Annotated in this window: 29 protein-coding genes; 26 read left to right on the top strand and 3 right to left on the bottom strand. The window is 67.7% G+C overall.

Features of this window, described 5'->3' with window-relative positions:
* Nucleotides 1-62: 62 nt before the first annotated feature.
* Nucleotides 63-1595 carry a hypothetical protein gene (locus ACFC51_RS05140; protein WP_376527009.1) on the bottom strand — a complete coding sequence of 511 codons (1533 nt, stop codon included), beginning with the start codon at nucleotides 1593-1595 and terminating at the stop codon, nucleotides 63-65.
* Between the two features lie 234 nt (nucleotides 1596-1829).
* Between ACFC51_RS05140 and ACFC51_RS05135 the strand changes: the two genes are divergently transcribed.
* Nucleotides 1830-3023, top strand: coding sequence for a hypothetical protein (locus ACFC51_RS05135; RefSeq protein ID WP_376527007.1), 1194 nt, complete (start codon nucleotides 1830-1832; stop codon nucleotides 3021-3023).
* A gap of 23 nt (nucleotides 3024-3046) precedes the next feature.
* Here ACFC51_RS05135 and ACFC51_RS05130 read toward each other — a convergent pair whose 3' ends face one another.
* On the bottom strand, nucleotides 3047-4045 hold the full coding sequence (locus ACFC51_RS05130; protein ID WP_376527005.1) for a helix-turn-helix domain-containing protein: 999 nt from the start codon (nucleotides 4043-4045) through the stop codon (nucleotides 3047-3049).
* A 620-nt stretch (nucleotides 4046-4665) separates the two neighbouring features.
* On the opposite strand from ACFC51_RS05130, the gene ACFC51_RS05125 reads away from it, so the two are divergent.
* Nucleotides 4666-5544, top strand: coding sequence for a helix-turn-helix domain-containing protein (locus ACFC51_RS05125; RefSeq protein WP_376527003.1), 879 nt, complete (start codon nucleotides 4666-4668; stop codon nucleotides 5542-5544).
* Nucleotides 5541-5729 carry a DUF397 domain-containing protein gene (locus tag ACFC51_RS05120; protein WP_376527001.1) on the top strand — a complete coding sequence of 63 codons (189 nt, stop codon included), beginning with the start codon at nucleotides 5541-5543 and terminating at the stop codon, nucleotides 5727-5729. The genes ACFC51_RS05125 and ACFC51_RS05120 overlap by 4 nt, the downstream gene beginning before the upstream one ends.
* A 27-nt stretch (nucleotides 5730-5756) precedes the next feature.
* Here ACFC51_RS05120 and ACFC51_RS05115 read toward each other — a convergent pair whose 3' ends face one another.
* Nucleotides 5757-6221, bottom strand: a complete 465-nt coding sequence (locus ACFC51_RS05115; RefSeq protein WP_376374164.1) for a GNAT family N-acetyltransferase — start codon at nucleotides 6219-6221, stop codon at nucleotides 5757-5759.
* 685 nt (nucleotides 6222-6906) lie between these two features.
* On the opposite strand from ACFC51_RS05115, the gene rpsJ reads away from it, so the two are divergent.
* The 23 genes from rpsJ (at nucleotide 6907) to ACFC51_RS05000 (ending at nucleotide 18783) form a co-directional block, all read left to right on the top strand.
* On the top strand, nucleotides 6907-7215 hold the full coding sequence (gene rpsJ / locus ACFC51_RS05110; protein ID WP_003948644.1) for a 30S ribosomal protein S10: 309 nt from the start codon (nucleotides 6907-6909) through the stop codon (nucleotides 7213-7215).
* Nucleotides 7216-7229: 14 nt separating this feature from the next.
* On the top strand, nucleotides 7230-7874 hold the full coding sequence (gene rplC, locus ACFC51_RS05105; RefSeq protein WP_014154591.1) for a 50S ribosomal protein L3: 645 nt from the start codon (nucleotides 7230-7232) through the stop codon (nucleotides 7872-7874).
* Between the two features lie 4 nt (nucleotides 7875-7878).
* A complete protein-coding gene (rplD, locus tag ACFC51_RS05100; protein WP_205018350.1) occupies nucleotides 7879-8529 on the top strand; it encodes a 50S ribosomal protein L4 in 651 nt (216 codons plus the stop codon).
* Complete coding sequence (gene rplW / locus ACFC51_RS05095; protein ID WP_014154589.1) at nucleotides 8529-8852, top strand: 50S ribosomal protein L23; 324 nt, start codon at nucleotides 8529-8531, stop codon at nucleotides 8850-8852. Before rplD ends, rplW begins: the two co-directional genes overlap by 1 nt.
* A 39-nt stretch (nucleotides 8853-8891) precedes the next feature.
* Nucleotides 8892-9728 (top strand): 50S ribosomal protein L2, encoded by an 837-nt coding sequence (rplB, locus tag ACFC51_RS05090; protein ID WP_147959073.1) that lies wholly within the window; start codon nucleotides 8892-8894, stop codon nucleotides 9726-9728.
* Nucleotides 9729-9740: 12 nt separating this feature from the next.
* On the top strand, nucleotides 9741-10022 hold the full coding sequence (gene rpsS / locus ACFC51_RS05085; RefSeq protein ID WP_376374159.1) for a 30S ribosomal protein S19: 282 nt from the start codon (nucleotides 9741-9743) through the stop codon (nucleotides 10020-10022).
* A gap of 42 nt (nucleotides 10023-10064) precedes the next feature.
* Nucleotides 10065-10412: a 50S ribosomal protein L22 gene (rplV, locus tag ACFC51_RS05080; protein ID WP_026290933.1), complete on the top strand. Its 348-nt coding sequence runs from the start codon at nucleotides 10065-10067 to the stop codon at nucleotides 10410-10412.
* Nucleotides 10412-11248, top strand: coding sequence for a 30S ribosomal protein S3 (rpsC, locus tag ACFC51_RS05075; RefSeq protein ID WP_014047784.1), 837 nt, complete (start codon nucleotides 10412-10414; stop codon nucleotides 11246-11248). Before rplV ends, rpsC begins: the two co-directional genes overlap by 1 nt.
* Nucleotides 11249-11253: 5 nt before the next feature.
* A complete protein-coding gene (gene rplP / locus ACFC51_RS05070; RefSeq protein WP_003966953.1) occupies nucleotides 11254-11673 on the top strand; it encodes a 50S ribosomal protein L16 in 420 nt (139 codons plus the stop codon).
* The gene (gene rpmC / locus ACFC51_RS05065) at nucleotides 11673-11897 is read left to right on the top strand and encodes a 50S ribosomal protein L29 (RefSeq protein ID WP_014047786.1); all 225 of its coding nucleotides are present in this window, start codon (nucleotides 11673-11675) and stop codon (nucleotides 11895-11897) included. Before rplP ends, rpmC begins: the two co-directional genes overlap by 1 nt.
* On the top strand, nucleotides 11897-12181 hold the full coding sequence (rpsQ, locus tag ACFC51_RS05060) for a 30S ribosomal protein S17 (protein ID WP_031096375.1): 285 nt from the start codon (nucleotides 11897-11899) through the stop codon (nucleotides 12179-12181). Before rpmC ends, rpsQ begins: the two co-directional genes overlap by 1 nt.
* 100 nt (nucleotides 12182-12281) lie before the next feature.
* Nucleotides 12282-12650, top strand: a complete 369-nt coding sequence (gene rplN / locus ACFC51_RS05055) for a 50S ribosomal protein L14 (protein WP_003966950.1) — start codon at nucleotides 12282-12284, stop codon at nucleotides 12648-12650.
* Nucleotides 12651-12652: 2 nt separating this feature from the next.
* Entirely contained in the window at nucleotides 12653-12976 is a 324-nt protein-coding gene (gene rplX, locus ACFC51_RS05050; protein WP_014047788.1) for a 50S ribosomal protein L24, read from the top strand.
* Nucleotides 12976-13533: a 50S ribosomal protein L5 gene (rplE, locus tag ACFC51_RS05045; RefSeq protein ID WP_014047789.1), complete on the top strand. Its 558-nt coding sequence runs from the start codon at nucleotides 12976-12978 to the stop codon at nucleotides 13531-13533. Before rplX ends, rplE begins: the two co-directional genes overlap by 1 nt.
* 2 nt (nucleotides 13534-13535) lie before the next feature.
* Nucleotides 13536-13721 (top strand): type Z 30S ribosomal protein S14, encoded by a 186-nt coding sequence (locus ACFC51_RS05040; RefSeq protein WP_003948630.1) that lies wholly within the window; start codon nucleotides 13536-13538, stop codon nucleotides 13719-13721.
* A 223-nt stretch (nucleotides 13722-13944) separates the two neighbouring features.
* Nucleotides 13945-14343 (top strand): 30S ribosomal protein S8, encoded by a 399-nt coding sequence (rpsH, locus tag ACFC51_RS05035; protein WP_329231840.1) that lies wholly within the window; start codon nucleotides 13945-13947, stop codon nucleotides 14341-14343.
* 21 nt (nucleotides 14344-14364) lie between these two features.
* Complete coding sequence (gene rplF / locus ACFC51_RS05030) at nucleotides 14365-14904, top strand: 50S ribosomal protein L6 (RefSeq protein WP_147959075.1); 540 nt, start codon at nucleotides 14365-14367, stop codon at nucleotides 14902-14904.
* 3 nt (nucleotides 14905-14907) lie between these two features.
* Nucleotides 14908-15291 (top strand): 50S ribosomal protein L18, encoded by a 384-nt coding sequence (rplR, locus tag ACFC51_RS05025; RefSeq protein ID WP_069171153.1) that lies wholly within the window; start codon nucleotides 14908-14910, stop codon nucleotides 15289-15291.
* A 47-nt stretch (nucleotides 15292-15338) separates the two neighbouring features.
* Entirely contained in the window at nucleotides 15339-15941 is a 603-nt protein-coding gene (gene rpsE, locus ACFC51_RS05020; RefSeq protein WP_014047793.1) for a 30S ribosomal protein S5, read from the top strand.
* Nucleotides 15941-16123 (top strand): 50S ribosomal protein L30, encoded by a 183-nt coding sequence (rpmD, locus tag ACFC51_RS05015; protein ID WP_006126892.1) that lies wholly within the window; start codon nucleotides 15941-15943, stop codon nucleotides 16121-16123. Before rpsE ends, rpmD begins: the two co-directional genes overlap by 1 nt.
* A 1-nt stretch (nucleotide 16124) precedes the next feature.
* Nucleotides 16125-16580 (top strand): 50S ribosomal protein L15, encoded by a 456-nt coding sequence (gene rplO, locus ACFC51_RS05010; RefSeq protein ID WP_329231843.1) that lies wholly within the window; start codon nucleotides 16125-16127, stop codon nucleotides 16578-16580.
* A gap of 224 nt (nucleotides 16581-16804) precedes the next feature.
* Entirely contained in the window at nucleotides 16805-18124 is a 1320-nt protein-coding gene (gene secY, locus ACFC51_RS05005) for a preprotein translocase subunit SecY (RefSeq protein ID WP_329231845.1), read from the top strand.
* Nucleotides 18124-18783: an adenylate kinase gene (locus ACFC51_RS05000; RefSeq protein ID WP_376526999.1), complete on the top strand. Its 660-nt coding sequence runs from the start codon at nucleotides 18124-18126 to the stop codon at nucleotides 18781-18783. Before secY ends, ACFC51_RS05000 begins: the two co-directional genes overlap by 1 nt.
* Nucleotides 18784-18926: the final 143 nt, after the last annotated feature.

The raw sequence follows: 18926 nt of genomic DNA, 5'->3' as shown, positions 1-18926 counted from the left end.
GTACCTCTCTCGCGAGAGGTGCGGGGCCCTTCGCCGTGCGTGGGCGACGGGTGGGCCTGCGGCTATCCGGTCACGGCGGTGACCACGGTCGTGATGAGCGCCAATGCCGGCTGGGCGATGTCCGCGGCCCCGGAGAGCAGTTCCCTGAGGCGTTCCGCACGCAGCCGGAAGGGGCCGGCGTCGGGCTCCTCCGAGAGCGTGGCCAGGTCGTGCACCGCCTGTGCGGCTTCGTCGCGGTCCGTGTCCGACAGGTCGGTGCTGGACAGGGTGAGTTCCAGGAGCCTGCGCAGCTCGTCGGAGTGCGCGGCGGTGCCGTGCTGGTTCTGGAAGTCCTGGACCACCGTGTTCACGGGACGGTTGATGAACGTCGTGTTCTGCCCGTTGAAGGTGAAGTTCTCCGTCATGGCGGCCCCCGAAGTGAGAATGACCTTGCAGTGGTTGAGCTGATACCCGGTGTGCGGCGCGGGACCCGGTTCCAGCGCCGCGGTGATGGCGCGCTGAGCCGCCGCGACCCTGTCGAACGCCTCCTCGTCGCGGTCGCGGGCGCTGCGGAGCAGCAGGTCGCGCAGCAGGGTGGGCCCGTCGCCGGCTTCCGGCCGCCGCTCCTCGTCGTCGATCCCGCTCGGCCCGGCTCCGGAGCCGGGCCGGCCGTCCAGGGCCTGTGCCAGGCGCCCGAACAACGTCCGGAAGTACCGGGGGGTGACGTCCTCGACGGGGAAGACGGCTTTCTGCTTCCCCCAGGGGAGGCCGGGGCGGCCGTTGAACAGGACGAGGCAGGGCAGCAGTGCCGGGTCCACCCCGAGGAGCTCGGCGATGCGGTACGCCCCCTGGGGGTCGTACGGCTGCCAGCGCAGCCATCGCAGGGACGCCAGCACCCTGTAGAGCTCCGGCTCCAGGTGCTCGCGCCAGTACTTCCTGGCATCGGGCCACCGCGCCTGGCGCTCGATGACGAACACGCGGGTGGACGGCCCGGACAGTGCGTTGAGGTCCTCGAAATGCGTACGGACGTACGTCGCCAGTTCGACGTCCGCCGTCGTGTAGAGCAGGACGCCCCACAGTCGGCCGCCTTCGTCCGGCGCGGTCCCGTTCATGGCCAGCTGCATGCGCTCCAGCAGGGCGGCGGGGTTGGGTGCCGGGGCCATCTCGTAGTAACCGCGCGGCGGGTGCTGGATGCACAGGACGACGAGGTCGCCGTCGGTCAGACCGGATGCGGCGAGCGTGAGTCCTGTGTCGAGGACCTCGCCCGTGGCGGGGTCCGCCAGCCAGGTGCGGAGCACACGGTCACGGTGGTCGGACGCCTCGGCCGGCTGGGCGGCCCCACGCTGCCGCGCCTCTCGGAGGGCGAGCGCCGAGCACTCCGCCACCGAGGACGACGAGGAGACGGAGATCTCGAACGCGTGCCCGAAGGCGTGGTCGTGCAGGTCCCGCCAACGAGCCTGCGAGCCCTCCGCCGTGTCCGGGGCGGATCGGAAGGAGCCGAGTGACGTCATGCGCCAGGCCGTCCGGCTCCCGTAGGAGCCGTAGAAAGCGGCATGGTCGCCCTCGACGACATCGATCAGCAGACGCATCCGGCCTCCCCGTGTGGACGCACGCACGTCCGCGATTGTGCGTGGACATTCTGAGCTGCACAACAGGGCTCTCGGCCAATGGTGTTGGGGTGGCGGGGTGGCCGGGCGGACTGCGGGCGAGCCGTGGTCGACCGGGGTTCCGGTCCCCGTCGCGCCTGGTCCATCACGAGATCGTCACAGAGTGATCCCTTCACTTGCCGTTGTTCCCGTGCGGGACGTGAAGTTGCCCTGACGAACATCGTGGGGGAGTGGAACAGCGCAGTGAGCACCGCATCATCATCCGAGGGGAATTCCGGGCAGTCCGACGGCACCTCGCCCGTGTCCGACGAGCAGTGGGCGGAGCTGGTCCGGCAGGCGGAGGCCGGGGGTGCGGGGGCACCCAAGGAGCCTTCCGCGCGGGCCCGCATGGTCACGGCCAGGCTGCGCGCGCTCGACGAGGAGGCCGCGCGAGCCCAGGGCGCGGGCCGCGGGTGGGGCAGGAAGCCCAAGCAGGTGGAGCCGTGGCGGCCGGACGGCTGGCGCACCGGGCCCACCGGGCCGGCGGGCTACGGCCGGCCGAGGAAGCGGCGGCGTCTCGTCGGCACCCTGGGTTTCGTCGCCGTGCTGGGGGTCCTGGTGATCGCGATGAGGCCGAGCCTGGTGACCGATCACCTTCCGGGCGGGAGCGACTCCGTCGACACCTCGCTGCTGCCGGCCGAGACCGCACCGCCCACCGCCGCGCCCGCGGGCGATCCGGCCTCGGACCGCCCGACCCTGGAGGAGCCGTTCCGGGGCTCGCCCGCCCTCCGCTGGGCGGACGGTGCGGCGGGGATCGAGCTCCCGGAGGCCAGGGCGGTCGGGGGGATGGGCAAGGACGAGGTCGCACAGGCCCTGCGGGCCACCCGTCAGCTGCTCGTCGCCGCCAACCTCGACCCGGCCACCCTGCGGGGCGAGAGGCCCGCCGAGGCACTGGACCTGCTCGACCCGCTGCAGAAGGGGGAGCCGGAGCGTCTGGAGCGTTCGCTCGTGGAGCCCGGTGAGGGACAGGACCCGCTGATGATGTTCAGCCGGTTCGACCCCGACGACGCGCAGCTGGCGGGGGACATCGTCAAGACGCGCGGCCGGATGACCTTCGAGGCGGGCCCCACGGGCTCCGTGGAGGTGCACGCCGACTACACCTTCGTCTACCCGCTGGTGCGGGTGGGCGGGGACGAGGTGGCGCGCACGATCGTGCGGCGGAAGCTGACCACGGCGCTGCACGACCCGGAGCGGTTCGTGGCGACGCGCGGCAAGCTGTCCGTCCTCAGCTCCCAGCAGAACTTCGGCAACTCCGCCTGCGAGGTGGACGACGGCTTCCTGCACCCGTACTTCCCGAGCGACGGGACGGAGTCCGAGCAGGGCGGACCAGACGTGGACCCCTACGACCGCAGCCAGTGGCAGCCCGACGGATCCTGCGGAACGGTCACCCGTACGTGACGTGGCCCGCCGCGCTCATCCGGTCAGGCGGCTCGCACGGCCTCGGCCCGGCAGTCACGGCAGTGCCCCGGGTGGCGTGAGCGGAACGCGCGGTCGCAGCGGTCGCAGTTCTGGAGGGGGATGACGAGCGTCCCCGGACGGGTCGGCGCGAGCTCCTGCGCACCCGGCAGCGGGGGCGGCAGGAGGCAGGTGATCCGGTGGCGGAGGAGCTTGGCCGGATGCTTCACGGGCGTGGGCAGATCGCTGGTCAGCGCATGACGGATCGCGTCGGGGTGGGCCTCCCGCTCCAGCCAGGCCGCGACCCCGGGAGCGAGGGCCGCGATGCTCTCCTCGGTCAGCGACAGCTGAGGTGTGAGCCGCCGCAGATCGCTGAGCAGGGCCGTGGCGAGCCGGTCGCGTTCCGCGTCGGCCTTCAGCGGGCGGGGGAGCGCCGGAGGCGGCGCGATGCGCGCGTCGGGAGCCGGTACGCGTACGGGGGCGGAGGGCGGCGGCATGTCCGGCGGCGGCGCCTGGGGCTGCTCGGCCGGAGGTGCGGGTGGCGGCGTGGGCCGTGGCAGCGGGGCTTCCGGCGTGCGTGGCACCGGCGCGGGTGGCGGGGCTGCCTTGCGCCCTGCGGCCCGGGGGCGGAGAGGCGCTGCGGGGGCGGCGGCACCGGCCCCCGGCTGGTTGCACGACACGGTACGGGTGACGACACGGCCGTCGGGCAGGCGCGTGCGGCTGCGGCACAGGTAGCCCGTCGCCTCCAGCTCACGCAGCCCGGCGGCGATGCGGACCTCGCTCTCCGGGAAGCGCTCGGCGAGCCGCTTGATGCCGATCCGCGCCCCGGCGGGCAGCGACTGGATGTGCACGGCCAGCCCGATCGCGAGCAGCGACAGTGCACGGTGCTGGCTCAGGTGGTTGCCGACGACGGTGAAGGCGGCCGTGTGCCGCGTGTTGTCGTGGATCACACCGGAAGTCGGCCTGTTTTCCGGGGCCGTACGGGAATCCGTGCGCGGGGTCGCGTTAACCTGCTGGGTATCCATCGGGAAGCCTCTTACTTCCTCGGTGGTCAGGCCCTCGATCGGGATTCCAGTCCCGGCCGGGGGCCGTCGCATGTCTGTGGTTGTCGCGGCGAGCATATGCCAGTCAACCCACCACAAATCCAGCCCAGTTGCCCGAAGTCACCCGTGCGAGTGACCAGGTGGGGGTGGGGTCGGGCTGGGGTGGGGAGGGTCATTTCCCGAGTTCTCACAAGCTTTGTGCGTCGTGGCCCACCGGGACGCGGCAGTCCGGGACGCGCCCGACCGGGACGCGGGTTTCCACGATCCGGTGGGGTGGGCGGCCGGTCACCGTGTGTGCTCGACCTCAGCTTGGACGGTCTTGCGCGGCACGGGCCCGGCCCCTCCTCCACGCCCCACCGGCGCCGTGACGATCAGCAGCCCACGCCCGCCCCCGGCGTCGCAGGGAGCGGAACGTCCGGTTCGGGTGATTTCTCGACTCATGTCACTCAGCGTGACCGTTCGGTGGCTACTCTCGGAAACAGTGACGCCCGTGTGGAGGGTCCTTGTCCGGCTGCGGGTCGGCTGCGGTCCGGGCCGTACGCCGTCACACACGGACGGTGCTGTTCGTTGCCCATCAGGCACGACGGAGGCGAGGGGGTGGCATGGAGAACAGGAGCGGGGTGCGGTCCGGGCACCTGGCGGACGGAGCGGACGGCTCGTCCTGGGACACGGGCACGGAGGACGACTCCGGCGCGGTGATGAAGGCGGTCGGCCGCCAGATCAAGCTGTGGCGGGAGGCGGCGGGCCTGCGCCAGGCGGAGCTGGGCGCCGCGATCGGATACAGCGAGGAGATGGCCTCCTGCGTCGAGCGCGGCAGACGTGCATCGAAGCCGGAGTTCCTGGACGGCGCGGACCGGGTCCTGGAGGCGGACGGGAAGCTCGCCGCGATGCGGGGCGATGTGGCGGAGGCCCGCTATCCGAAGAAGGTGCGGGATCTGGCGAGGCTGGAGAACGACGCAGGCGAGTTGGGCGCGTACAGCAACCACAACGTGCATGGCTTGCTCCAGACCGAGGAGCACGCACGAGCGCTGTTCGGCATGCGCCGCCCTGCCTATGACGACGACGAGGTCGACCGCCACGTCGCCGCTCGTATGGCCAGGCAGCACATCTATGACCGGCGGCCCGCGCCGTTGCTGACGTTCGTCCTGGAGGAGGTGACGCTTCGGCGCCCGATCGGCGGGCGGGCAGTGCTGAAGCGCCAGCTCGAACGCCTCGCGGAGATCGCGCAGTTGCGCCATGTGGAGATCCAGGTCATGCCCACCGACCGGGAGGAGCACGCCGGTATGGCAGGGGAGCTCCGCGTACTCAAGATCAAGGACGGCACGACGGTGGGGTATTCGGAAGCTCAGCTCACCAGCCGTCTGATCTCTGATCCCAGGGAGGTCCAGATTCTGGAAATGCGGTATGGAATGATCCGTGCCCAGGCCCTCACACCGCGTGAGTCACTGGCCTTCATCGAGAAGGTGCGTGGGGAGACATGATCCACAAGTCGCCGCTGGAGTGGTGCAAGAGCAGCTACAGCAGCAACGACGGACCGGACTGCGTCGAGGTCGCCACCACCCCCCGCGCTGTCCATGTCCGCGACTCCAAGAACGTCCCGGGCCCTGAGATCGGCGTGGACGCGCGCGCCTGGGCCCGATTCCTGGAGTACGCGGCGGGAAGCTGATCCTCTCCGTCAGGGAGGCGGCCGAGGTCAGGCCCGGGGCGGCCGCACCATGTACACATCCACCGGGTCCTCGTGCTCCGTGGTGAAGCCGTGCCGCTCGTACAGCCGGCGGGCCGCGCTGCCCTGGAGGACCTGGAGACGGACCGTCGAGCCCTCGGCGTCCGTACGGGCCAGAAGGCCGGCCAGGATCCCCGTGCCGGTGCCCCGGCCCTGCAGCTCCGGCGCGAGGTAGAAGCTCTCCAGCCACCAGCCGTCACTCTCGTGCGGGCGCAGCGCCACACAGCCCGAGAAAGCCCCGTCGACCATGACGATCTCGGTCTGCCCGGGGTCGTATCCGTCTCGCAGGCGCTGCCTGACCCGGTGCTCGTCGTACCGGCCCAGGCGTTCCAGGTCGGGGCGCATGACGAGCGCCCGCAGTTCGGCTATGAGCTCGACGTCCTCGGCGGTGGCGGGGCGGAGGCTCCAGGCATGGGCGGGGGCGTGTGTGGACATGAGGCGGATTCAATCAAAGTGGACCCCTCGGGGGAGGCACTGCCCTGTGGGAGCACGTCCCCGGCCGAGACGGCGGTCACCGCGCGGGCCGGCCGGAGGCTGAGGGTTCGGTGTCCGTGCGCGCCTGGACACGGCTCCGGGCGTTCCGGGCGGTGAGCCGGTCATGGTGCTGACGCCACAGCGGCAGATTCCCTCGGCGGACGCCTGAACCGTTGCGACGCCCCGATCCGGCGCCGCTCCGAACGGACGGGTGAGGGCCTGAACGGAAGGGTTCACGTCCCGTGCGCCGCTGCGTGTGTTTGACCCTTCCCTCACAGGGGGTAAGATCCCGGGCCCGATTGGCCAGGCCCGGGAGCCGTATGGCACACTAGCCAGGTTGCTCGGTTGAGTGTCAATGCTGCGCGCCTCCCGCCGGGAGGACCGGAAGCGAGTCCCACAGTACTCGTCGACCCCCAGGGTCGGACGTACGGGAATCTTCCGGGAAGTGTCAGTGGGGCGCCGACCAGGCACCCGGTGGGGTTTCGCCCCCGGCAGCGCGGTTCAGGCCCGCACCCCCTTGGTTGGGAAATCCTTCGGGAGATCTTCGTAGAGGGGATGCGACACGCCCGACCGCGTGGGTCGGAGGCGGAGTTAAGAGAACTCCCGGGTTCCAGAGCGTTATTGAGAGACAGGACTACTAGTAGCCATGGCGGGACAGAAGATCCGCATCCGGCTCAAGGCCTACGACCACGAGGTCATCGACTCCTCGGCGAAGAAGATCGTCGAGACGGTGACCCGCACTGGTGCGTCGGTCGCAGGCCCGGTGCCGCTGCCCACTGAGAAGAACGTGTACTGCGTCATCAAGTCGCCGCACAAGTACAAGGACTCTCGCGAGCACTTCGAGATGCGCACGCACAAGCGCCTCATCGACATTCTCGACCCCACGCCGAAGACGGTTGACTCGCTCATGCGCCTCGACCTGCCGGCGGGCGTCGACATCGAGATCAAGCTCTGAAGGGACGGGCCGAGATGAGCAAGAACATCAAGGGCGTCCTGGGCGAGAAGCTCGGCATGACCCAGGTCTGGGACGAGAACAACCGGGTTGTCCCGGTGACCGTCGTCAAGGCCGGTCCGTGCGTCGTGACGCAGGTCCGTACGAACGACAGCGACGGCTACGAGTCGGTGCAGATCGCCTTCGGCGAGATCGACCCGCGCAAGGTGAACAAGCCCCTCAAGGGCCACTTCGCCAAGGCCGACGTGACCCCGCGCCGCCACCTGGTGGAGCTCCGCACCCCTGACGCCAGCGAGTACACGCTGGGCCAGGAGGTCACTGCCGAGGTGTTCGAGTCCGGCGTCAAGGTTGACGTCACGGGCAAGAGCAAGGGCAAGGGCTTCGCCGGTGTCATGAAGCGTCACAACTTCAAGGGCCTCGGCGCCGGCCACGGCGTCCAGCGCAAGCACCGTTCCCCCGGTTCGATCGGTGGCTGCGCCACCCCTGGGCGTGTCTTCAAGGGCATGCGCATGGCCGGTCGCATGGGTAACGAGCGCGTCACCACCCAGAACCTGACCATCCACGCGGTTGACGCGGAGAAGGGTCTGCTGCTCATCAAGGGCGCGGTCCCCGGTCCGAACGGCGGCCTCGTCCTGGTCCGTACCGCGGCCAAGGGGGCTTGAGGTAATGAGCACCATTGACATCCTTTCGCCGGCAGGCGACAAGGCCGGTACCGTCGAGCTCCCCGCGGAGATCTTCGACGCGAAGACCAGCGTTCCGCTGATCCACCAGGTCGTTGTCGCACAGCTGGCAGCTGCCCGTCAGGGCACGCACAAGACCAAGCGTCGTGGCGAAGTCCGTGGTGGTGGCCGCAAGCCGTACCGCCAGAAGGGCACCGGCCGCGCGCGCCAGGGTTCGACCCGCGCGCCGCAGTTCGTCGGCGGTGGCGTCGTCCACGGCCCGCAGCCGCGTGACTACTCGCAGCGCACCCCGAAGAAGATGAAGGCCGCCGCCCTGCGCGGTGCCCTCTCGGACCGGGCGCGTCACTCCCGCATCCACGTCGTCACCGGCGTGGTCGAGGGTGGGATCTCCACCAAGGCCGCCAAGACGCTGTTCGGCAAGATCTCGGAGCGCAGCAACCTGCTCCTGGTCGTCGACCGCGCCGACGAGGCCGCGTGGCTGTCCGCGCGCAACCTGCCCCAGGTGCACATCCTGGAGCCGGGCCAGCTGAACACGTACGACGTGATCGTCTCTGACGACGTGGTCTTCACCCAGGCCGCTTTCGAGTCCTTCGTGTCTGGCCCCCAGACCGCTGAGACCGAAGGGAGCGCCGCCTGATGAGTGAGGCGACCGTTACCAGCAAGACCTACTCGGACCCGCGTGACGTTCTCGTCAAGCCGGTTGTTTCCGAGAAGAGCTACGCGCTGCTCGACGAGAACAAGTACACGTTCATCGTCGCGCCCGGCTCCAACAAGACCCAGATCAAGCAGGCCGTGGAAGCGGTCTTCTCGGTCAAGGTCACCGGGGTCAACACGATCAACCGGCAGGGTAAGCGCAAGCGCACCAAGACCGGTTTCGGCAAGCGCGCCGACACGAAGCGCGCCATCGTGACCCTCGCCGAGGGCGACCGTATCGACATCTTCGGCGGCCCGACCTCCTGACGGAGGTCGAGTCGTCCGGAATCGGACGAGGACTGAGAAATGGGTATCCGCAAGTACAAGCCGACGACCCCGGGCCGTCGTGGCTCCAGCGTCGCCGACTTTGTCGAGATCACGCGGTCCACGCCGGAGAAGTCGCTGGTCCGCCCCCTGCACAGCAAGGGCGGCCGTAACAACGCCGGTCGTGTGACCGTTCGCCACCAGGGCGGTGGCCACAAGCGCGCCTACCGAGTGATCGACTTCCGTCGTCACGACAAGGACGGCGTGCCGGCCAAGGTCGCGCACATCGAGTACGACCCCAACCGCACCGCGCGCATCGCGCTGCTGCACTACGCGGACGGCGAGAAGCGTTACATCGTCGCCCCCCGTGGTCTGTCGCAGGGTGACCGCGTCGAGAACGGTCCGGGCGCCGACATCAAGCCGGGCAACAACCTGGCGCTGCGCAACATCCCGGTCGGTACGACCATCCACGCCATCGAGATCCGTCCCGGTGGCGGCGCGAAGTTCGCCCGCTCCGCGGGTGCCTCCGTGCAGCTGCTGGCGAAGGAGGGCACCATGGCCCACCTTCGTATGCCGTCCGGAGAGATCCGGCTGGTCGACGCTCGTTGCCGCGCCACCATCGGTGAGGTCGGCAACGCCGAGCAGTCGAACATCAACTGGGGCAAGGCCGGCCGCATGCGCTGGAAGGGCGTTCGCCCGACCGTCCGCGGTGTCGCGATGAACCCGGTTGACCACCCGCACGGTGGTGGTGAAGGCAAGACCTCCGGTGGACGTCACCCGGTCTCGCCGTGGGGTCAGAAGGAGGGTCGTACTCGCTCGCCGAAGAAGGCATCGAGCAAGTACATCGTCCGCCGCCGCAAGACGAACAAGAAGCGCTAGGAGCGGGTTTAGATGCCGCGCAGTCTCAAGAAGGGGCCCTTCGTCGACGGCCACCTCGTCAAGAAGGTGGACGCACAGAACGAAGCCGGCACCAAGAACGTCATCAAGACCTGGTCCCGTCGCTCGATGATCATCCCGGCAATGCTGGGCCACACCATCGCGGTGCACAACGGCAAGATCCACGTCCCGGTGTTCGTCACCGAGTCGATGGTCGGCCACAAGCTCGGCGAGTTCTCGCCGACTCGCACCTTCCGCGGCCACGTCAAGGACGACCGGAAGTCGAAGCGCCGCTAGCGCGGGGTGGAAACGACTATGACTCACACCGAAGGGACAACCATGGAAGCCAGGGCCCAGGCGCGGTACATCCGCGTCACGCCCATGAAGGCCCGCCGCGTGGTGGACCTCATCCGTGGCATGGATGCCACGGAGGCTCAGGCGGTCCTGCGTTTCGCCCCGCAGGCCGCGAGCGTGCCGGTTGGCAAGGTGCTTGACAGCGCCATCGCCAACGCTGCACACAACTACGACCACCCTGACGCCTCTTCGCTGGTCATCAGCGAGGCGTACGTGGACGAGGGCCCGACCCTGAAGCGGTTCCGTCCGCGTGCTCAGGGCCGTGCCTACCGGATCCGTAAGCGGACCAGCCACATCACCGTGGTCGTCAGCAGCAAGGAAGGAACCCGGTAATGGGCCAGAAGGTAAACCCGCACGGGTTCCGGCTCGGCATTACCACGGACTTCAAGTCCCGTTGGTACGCCGACAAGCTGTACAAGGACTACGTCAAGGAAGACGTCGCCATTCGTCGCATGATGACGAAGGGCATGGAGCGGGCCGGCATCTCGAAGGTCGAGATCGAGCGCACCCGCGACCGCGTCCGCGTTGACATCCACACCGCCCGCCCGGGCATCGTCATCGGCCGCCGCGGCGCCGAGGCCGACCGCATCCGTGGCGAGCTGGAGAAGCTGACCGGCAAGCAGGTCCAGCTGAACATCCTCGAGGTCAAGAACCCCGAGGTGGACGCTCAGCTGGTGGCCCAGGCCGTCGCCGAGCAGCTCTCCTCCCGCGTCTCCTTCCGTCGTGCCATGCGCAAGAGTATGCAGAGCACGATGAAGGCCGGCGCCAAGGGCATCAAGATCCAGTGCGGCGGTCGCCTCGGCGGCGCCGAGATGTCCCGCTCGGAGTTCTACCGCGAGGGCCGCGTGCCCCTGCACACGCTCCGCGCGAACGTCGACTACGGCTTCTTCGAGGCCAAGACGACCTTCGGCCGCATCGGCGTGAAGGTCTGGATCTACAAGGGCGACGTCAAGAACATCGCCGAGGTTCGCGCCGAGAACGCAGCGGCTCGCGCCGGCAACCGTCCGGCTCGTGGCGGCGCTGACCGCCCGGCCGGCCGTGGTGGCCGTGGTGGCGAGCGTGGCGGTCGCGGCCGCAAGCCGCAGCAGTCCGCGCCGGCAGCGGAGGCCCCCAAGGCCGACGCTCCCGCCGCCGCTGCTCCGGCTGAGAGCACCGGAACGGAGGCCTGACCGAAATGCTGATCCCCCGTAGGGTCAAGCACCGCAAGCAGCACCACCCGAAGCGCAGCGGTATGTCCAAGGGTGGCACGCAGGTTGCGTTCGGCGAGTACGGCATCCAGGCGCTGACCCCGGCGTACGTGACGAACCGTCAGATCGAGTCCGCTCGTATCGCGATGACCCGTCACATCAAGCGTGGCGGCAAGGTCTGGATCAACATCTACCCGGACCGCCCCCTCACGAAGAAGCCTGCCGAGACCCGCATGGGTTCCGGTAAGGGTTCTCCCGAGTGGTGGATCGCGAACGTCAAGCCCGGTCGGGTGATGTTCGAGCTGTCCTACCCGAACGAGAAGATTGCTCGTGAGGCGCTCACCCGCGCTGCTCACAAGCTTCCGATGAAGTGCCGGATCGTTCGGCGCGAGGCAGGTGAGTCGTGATGTCGGCCGGTACCAAGGCGTCCGAGCTGCGCGAGCTGGGCAACGAGGAGCTTCTCAACAAGCTCCGCGAGGCCAAGGAAGAGCTGTTCAACCTCCGCTTCCAGGCGGCGACCGGACAGCTCGAGAACCACGGTCGGCTCAAGTCCGTCCGTAAGGACATCGCCCGGATCTACACCCTGATGCGCGAGCGCGAGCTGGGCATCGAGACGGTGGAGAGCGTCTGATGAGCGAGAAGACTGTGACTGAGACCAACACCGACCGCGGTTTCCGCAAGACCCGTGAGGGTCTGGTCGTCAGCGACAAGATGGACAAGACCGTCGTCGTCGCTGTCGAGGACCGCGTCAAGCACGCGCTGTACGGCAAGGTCATCCGCCGTACGAACAAGCTCAAGGCCCACGACGAGCAGAACGCTGCCGGCGTCGGCGACCGCGTCATCATCATGGAGACGCGTCCGCTGTCCGCCACCAAGCGCTGGCGCATCGTCGAGATCCTCGAGAAGGCCAAGTAATCCCTGAGGGGGTTTCCCCTCAGGACAGTTCCGCCAGGCTCGGCGGGGACTCCTTCACCGGAGTCCCCGCCGGGAACCGGCAGACGATCAGGAGATAGACGTGATCCAGCAGGAGTCGCGACTGCGCGTCGCCGACAACACGGGTGCGAAGGAAATTCTCACCATCCGTGTTCTCGGTGGCTCGGGTCGTCGCTACGCGGGTATCGGTGACGTCATCGTCGCCACCGTCAAGGACGCGATCCCCGGTGGCAACGTGAAGAAGGGTGACGTCGTCAAGGCCGTCATCGTTCGCACCGTCAAGGAGCGTCGTCGTCAGGATGGCTCGTACATCCGCTTCGACGAGAACGCCGCTGTCATTCTCAAGAACGACGGCGACCCCCGCGGCACCCGTATCTTCGGCCCGGTGGGCCGAGAGCTGCGCGAGAAGAAGTTCATGAAGATCATCTCGCTCGCGCCGGAGGTGCTGTAAGCATGAAGATCAAGAAGGGCGACCTGGTTCAGGTCATCACCGGTAAGGACAAGGGCAAGCAGGGCAAGGTCATCGTTGCCTTCCCCGCTCAGGACCGCGTCCTCGTCGAGGGTGTCAACCGGGTCAAGAAGCACACCAAGGCCGGTCAGACGGCTCGCGGTTCGCAGACGGGTGGCATTGTCACCACCGAGGCCCCGATTCACGTCAGCAACGTTCAGCTGGTCGTGGAGAAGGACGGCAACAAGGTCGTCACCCGCGTCGGCTACCGCTTTGACGACGAGGGCAAGAAGATCCGCGTTGCCAAGCGGACCGGTGAGGACATCTGATGACGACCACCACTGCGCCGCGTCTCAAGACGCGCTACCGCGAGGAAATCGCCGGCAAGCTGCGTGAGGAGTTCTCGTACGAGAACGTCATGCAGGTTCCCGGTCTGGTCAAGATCGTGGTCAACATGGGTGTGGGCGACGCCGCCCGCGACTCCAAGCTGATCGACGGTGCCGTCAGGGACCTCACCACGATCACCGGCCAGAAGCCCGCCGTCACGAAGGCCCGCAAGTCGATCGCGCAGTTCAAGCTGCGCGAGGGGCAGCCGATCGGCTGCCACGTCACCCTCCGTGGTGACCGCATGTGGGAGTTCCTGGACCGTACGCTGTCGCTCGCGCTTCCGCGTATCCGTGACTTCCGCGGCCTGTCGCCGAAGCAGTTCGACGGCCGTGGCAACTACACCTTCGGTCTCACGGAGCAGGTCATGTTCCACGAGATCGACCAGGACAAGATCGACCGGGTCCGGGGCATGGACATCACCGTGGTCACCACGGCGACCAACGACGACGAGGGTCGTGCCCTGCTTCGTCACCTCGGCTTCCCGTTCAAGGAGAACTGACCGTGGCGAAGAAGGCTCTGATCGCTAAGGCCGCCCGCAAGCCGAAGTTCGGCGTCCGGGGTTACACCCGGTGCCAGCGCTGCGGCCGGCCCCACTCCGTCTACCGCAAGTTCGGCCTGTGCCGCGTGTGCCTTCGTGAGATGGCTCACCGTGGCGAGCTGCCGGGCGTGACCAAGAGCTCCTGGTAGTTCTCCTTCGCCCCTAGGGGCTTGGGAGGACCAGGAAGCTCTCGGTAAGTATCCGGTCGGCAGGAGCCCCGCTCTTCATGCCGTAGGCTTGAAGGGTTGGGCGCCTGCCGCCCTGACCGACTTACTACGCCGTAGGTCCCCGCACCGCACCCGTCCCGCCACTGAGTGGGGAGAGGGATGGCGCATACAGGAAACCCCGGCGAGAGAGGCCGAAGGCCAACTCATGACCATGACTGATCCCATCGCAGACATGCTCACGCGTCTGCGTAACGCGAACTCGGCGTATCACGACGATGTCGCAATGCCGCACAGCAAGATCAAGTCGCACATCGCGGAGATCCTCCAGCAGGAGGGCTTCATCACCGGCTGGAAGGTCGAGGACGCCGAGGTCGGCAAGAGCCTCGTCCTCGAGCTGAAGTTCGGCCCGAACCGCGAGCGTTCGATCGCCGGCATCAAGCGCATCTCGAAGCCGGGTCTGCGTGTGTACGCAAAGTCCACGAGTCTGCCGAAGGTTCTCGGCGGCCTGGGCGTGGCGATCATCTCCACGTCCCACGGTCTCCTGACCGGCCAGCAGGCCAGCAAGAAGGGCGTAGGTGGGGAAGTCCTCGCCTACGTCTGGTAGTCGGGAACGGAGGAATAGCTCATGTCGCGAATCGGCAAGCTCCCCATCCAGGTTCCCGCCGGTGTGGACGTCACCATCGATGGCCGCACGGTCGCGGTGAAGGGCCCCAAGGGTTCCCTCTCGCACACCGTCGCTGCGCCGATCGAGGTCACCAAGGGTGAGGACGGCGTGCTCAACGTCGTCCGCCCGAACGACGAGCGTCAGAACAAGGCCCTTCACGGCCTGTCCCGCACGCTGGTGGCGAACATGATCACCGGCGTGACCGCGGGATACAGCAAGGCGCTCGAGATCAGCGGTGTCGGTTACCGAGTTCAGGCGAAGGGCTCCAACCTGGAGTTCGCCCTGGGCTACAGCCACCCGATCCTGATCGAGGCCCCCGAGGGCATCACCTTCAAGGTCGAGTCGCCCACGAAGTTCAGTGTCGAGGGCATCGACAAGCAGAAGGTCGGCGAGGTCTCGGCGAAGATCCGCAAGCTGCGGAAGCCTGACCCGTACAAGGCCAAGGGCGTCAAGTACGCCGGCGAGGTTATCCGCCGCAAGGTCGGAAAGGCGGGTAAGTAAGCCATGGCATACGGTGTAAAGATCGCCAAGGGTGACGCCTACAAGCGTGCCGCCCTCAAGCGCCGCCACATCCGCGTCCGCAAGCACATCTCCGGTTCGCCGGAGAGGCCGCGCCTGGTTGTGACGCGTTCCAACCGTCACATGGTGGCTCAGGTCATCGACGACATCGCGGGCCACACGCTCGCGTCGGCGTCGACCCTGGACGCTTCCATCCGCGGTGGCGAGGGTGACAAGAGCACCCTGGCCAAGCAGGTCGGCGCACTTGTCGCCGAGCGCGCCAAGGCCGCAGGCGTCGAGGCCGTCGTGTTTGACCGCGGTGGTAACCAGTACGCCGGGCGGATTGCCGCTCTGGCTGACGCCGCCCGTGAAGCCGGGCTGAAGTTCTAAGCCCCGGTTCCTACGCACAGCGGACGTAACAGAGAGAGGTAAATCCAATGGCTGGACCCCAGCGCCGCGGAAGCGGTGCCGGTGGCGGCGAGCGGCGGGACCGGAAGGGCCGTGACGGTGGCGCTGCCGCCGAGAAGACCGCGTACGTCGAGCGCGTCGTCGCGATCAACCGCGTCGCCAAGGTAGTGAAGGGTGGTCGTCGCTTCAGCTTCACCGCGCTGGTCGTGGTGGGCGATGGTGACGGCACCGTCGGTGTCGGATACGGCAAGGCCAAGGAAGTTCCCGCGGCCATCGCCAAGGGCGTCGAAGAGGCCAAGAAGAGCTTCTTCAAGGTCCCGCGTATCCAGGGCACCATCCCTCACCCGATCCAGGGCGAGAAGGCTGCGGGCGTCGTCCTGCTCAAGCCTGCTTCCCCCGGTACCGGTGTGATCGCGGGTGGCCCGGTGCGTGCCGTTCTGGAGTGCGCCGGCGTCCACGACATCCTGTCGAAGTCGCTCGGTTCTTCGAACCCGATCAACATCGTGCACGCGACCGTGGCGGCCCTCCAGGGCCTGCAGCGTCCCGAGGAGATCGCGGCCCGCCGCGGTCTGCCCCTCGAGGACGTCGCCCCCGCGGCTCTGCTTCGTGCGCGTGCGGGAGCGGGTGCGTAATGGCTCGCCTCAAGATCACGCAGACGAAGTCGTACATCGGCAGCAAGCAGAACCACCGCGACACCCTGCGTTCGCTCGGGCTCAAGCGCCTGAACGACTCGGTTGTCAAGGAGGACCGCCCCGAGTTCCGCGGCATGGTGCAGACCGTCCGCCACCTCGTGACGGTTGAGGAGGTTGACTGACATGGCGGAGAACAGCCCGCTGAAGGCCCACAACCTCCGGCCTGCCCCGGGCGCCAAGACCGCCAAGACCCGTGTGGGTCGTGGTGAGGCGTCCAAGGGTAAGACCGCAGGCCGTGGTACCAAGGGTACGAAGGCTCGTTACCAGGTTCCGGAGCGCTTCGAGGGTGGCCAGATGCCCCTCCACATGCGTCTCCCGAAGCTCAAGGGCTTCAAGAACCCGTTCCGCACGGAGTACCAGGTCGTGAACCTGGACAAGCTCGCGACGCTCTACCCCGAGGGTGGAGAGGTCACGGTGGCCGACCTGGTCGCCAAGGGTGCCGTGCGCAACAACCACCTCGTCAAGGTCCTCGGACAGGGCGAGATCTCCGTGGCGCTGCAGGTTTCGGTTGACGCCGTCTCCGGCTCCGCCAAGGAGAAGATTGCCGCCGCCGGCGGCTCCGTCACCGAACTCGTCTGAGACAACTCGGACAGGGCTGTGGCCTGAACACCCGACCGGGGATGCCTCTCATTTGGGGCATCCCCGGTTGGTCGTTCCTAGGGGGGCATGTCCGCCGGTAAGGTGGCGTGCATTGTTGCTGTGGTAAGTCCCGGGCAAGAGCCCGGGGTCCTTTGGCTGTTACGTAACCGTCGATCCTCAAGACCGTCACCTCACGCTTTTGCGCGGGGGTCGCAGGAGGCACCGTGCTCACCGCGTTCGCCCGGGCGTTCAAGACGCCCGACCTGCGCAAGAAGCTGCTCTTCACGCTCGGCATCATCGTGCTCTACCGACTCGGGGCGCACATTCCCGTACCGGGGGTGAGCTACGAGAACGTCCAGACCTGTGTTGACCAGGCCAGCAAGGGCAACAACAGCCTCTTCGGTCTGGTCAACATGTTCAGCGGTGGTGCACTGCTGCAGATCACGATCTTCGCGCTCGGCATCATGCCGTACATCACGGCCAGCATCATTCTTCAGCTGCTGACCGTCGTCATCCCCCGGCTCGAAGCCCTCAAGAAGGAGGGGCAGTCGGGCACGGCCAAGATCACGCAGTACACGCGTTATCTGACCGTCGCGCTGGCCATCCTCCAGGGCACCGGGCTGGTGGCGACCGCCCGCAGCGGCGCGCTGTTCAGCGGCTGCCCCGTCGCCGACCAGATCGTCCCCAACCAGTCGATCTTCACAACCGTCGTCATGGTGATCACCATGACCGCGGGAACCGCCGCCGTCATGTGGCTCGGTGAGCTCATCACCGACCGCGGCATCGGCAACGGCATGTCGATCCTGATGTTCATCTCGATCGCCGCGAGCTTCCCCGGCGCCCTGTGGGCCATCAAGCAGAGCGGCAAGCTGGCCGACGGCTGGATCGAGTTCATCACCGTCATCCTGGTCGGCTTCGTGATGGTCGGGCTCGTCGTCTTCGTCGAGCAGGCCCAGCGCCGCATCCCCGTCCAGTACGCGAAGCGGATGATCGGACGCCGGTCGTACGGCGGTACGTCCACTTACATCCCGTTGAAGGTGAACCAGGCGGGTGTGATTCCCGTCATCTTCGCTTCTTCGCTGCTCTACATCCCTGCTCTAATCGTTCAGTTCTCCAACTCCACCGCGGGCTGGGCGACCTGGATTCAGGACCACTTCGTCAAGGGCGACCACCCGTATTACATCGCGACCTACTTCGTGCTGATCGTGTTCTTCGCCTTCTTCTACGTGGCGATCTCGTTCAACCCCGAAGAAGTCGCCGACAACATGAAGAAGTATGGTGGCTTCATCCCGGGTATCCGGGCTGGTCGACCTACAGCCGAGTATCTGAGCTACGTGCTCAACCGGATCACTTGGCCGGGATCGCTGTACTTGGGGCTGATCGCTCTTGTGCCGACGATGGCGTTGGCGGGCTTCGGTGGCGCGAACCAGAACTTCCCGTTCGGCGGGACGAGCATCCTGATCATCGTGGGTGTGGGTCTGGAGACCGTGAAGCAGATCGAGAGTCAGCTCCAGCAGCGCAATTACGAAGGGTTCCTCCGCTGATGCGAATCGTCCTCGTCGGGCCGCCCGGTGCCGGCAAGGGAACGCAGGCTGCGTTCCTTGCCAGGAATCTCTCGATTCCGCACATCTCCACGGGCGACCTCTTCCGCGCCAACATCAGCCAGGGCACCGACCTTGGCAAGCAGGCCCGCGCCTACATGGACGCGGGACAGCTGGTGCCGGACGAAGTCACCATCGCGATGGCCAAGGACCGCATGGCCCAGCCGGACGCCGAGAACGGCTTCCTGCTGGACGGCTTCCCCCGCAACGTGGGGCAGGCCGTGGCGCTCGACGAGATGCTTCTCGGCGAGGGCGTCAAGCTTGACGCGGTTCTTGACCTCGAGGTCCCCGAGGACGAGGTGGTCAAGCGCATCGCCGGCCGCCGCATCTGCCGTAACGACAGCGCGCACGTCTTCCACGTGTCGTACAACCCGCCGAAGACCGAGGGCGTCTGCGACGCCTGCGGCGGCGAGCTGTACCAGCGGGACGACGACACCGAGGAGACCGTTCGCACGCGTCTCGAGGTCTACCACACGCAGACCGAGCCGATCATCGACCACTACCGGTCCCAGGGCCTGGTCGTGACGATCTCGGCGCTCGGCAAGGTCACCGAGGTGACCGAGCGGGCGATGGGGGCTCTCAAGAAGTCCGACGAGGGCTGAGTCCCGCCGTTCCACCACTGCAGCCGGCCGCGGGGCCCCCCGGGGGGCCCCGGCCGGAGTTTTGGCCCGATACGGGGGTTAGGGCGCCCGCGCCTGCCCCCGAGGGAGCCCCGGGGGGCCCCCCCCGGGGGGCGAGGACAAAC

The organism is Streptomyces sp. NPDC055962, from assembly GCF_042270185.1.
In the GTDB taxonomy this organism is placed as follows: domain Bacteria; phylum Actinomycetota; class Actinomycetes; order Streptomycetales; family Streptomycetaceae; genus Streptomyces.
Note: the sequence above shows the minus strand (reverse complement) of the source record. Positions and strands in the feature narration are given on the sequence as shown.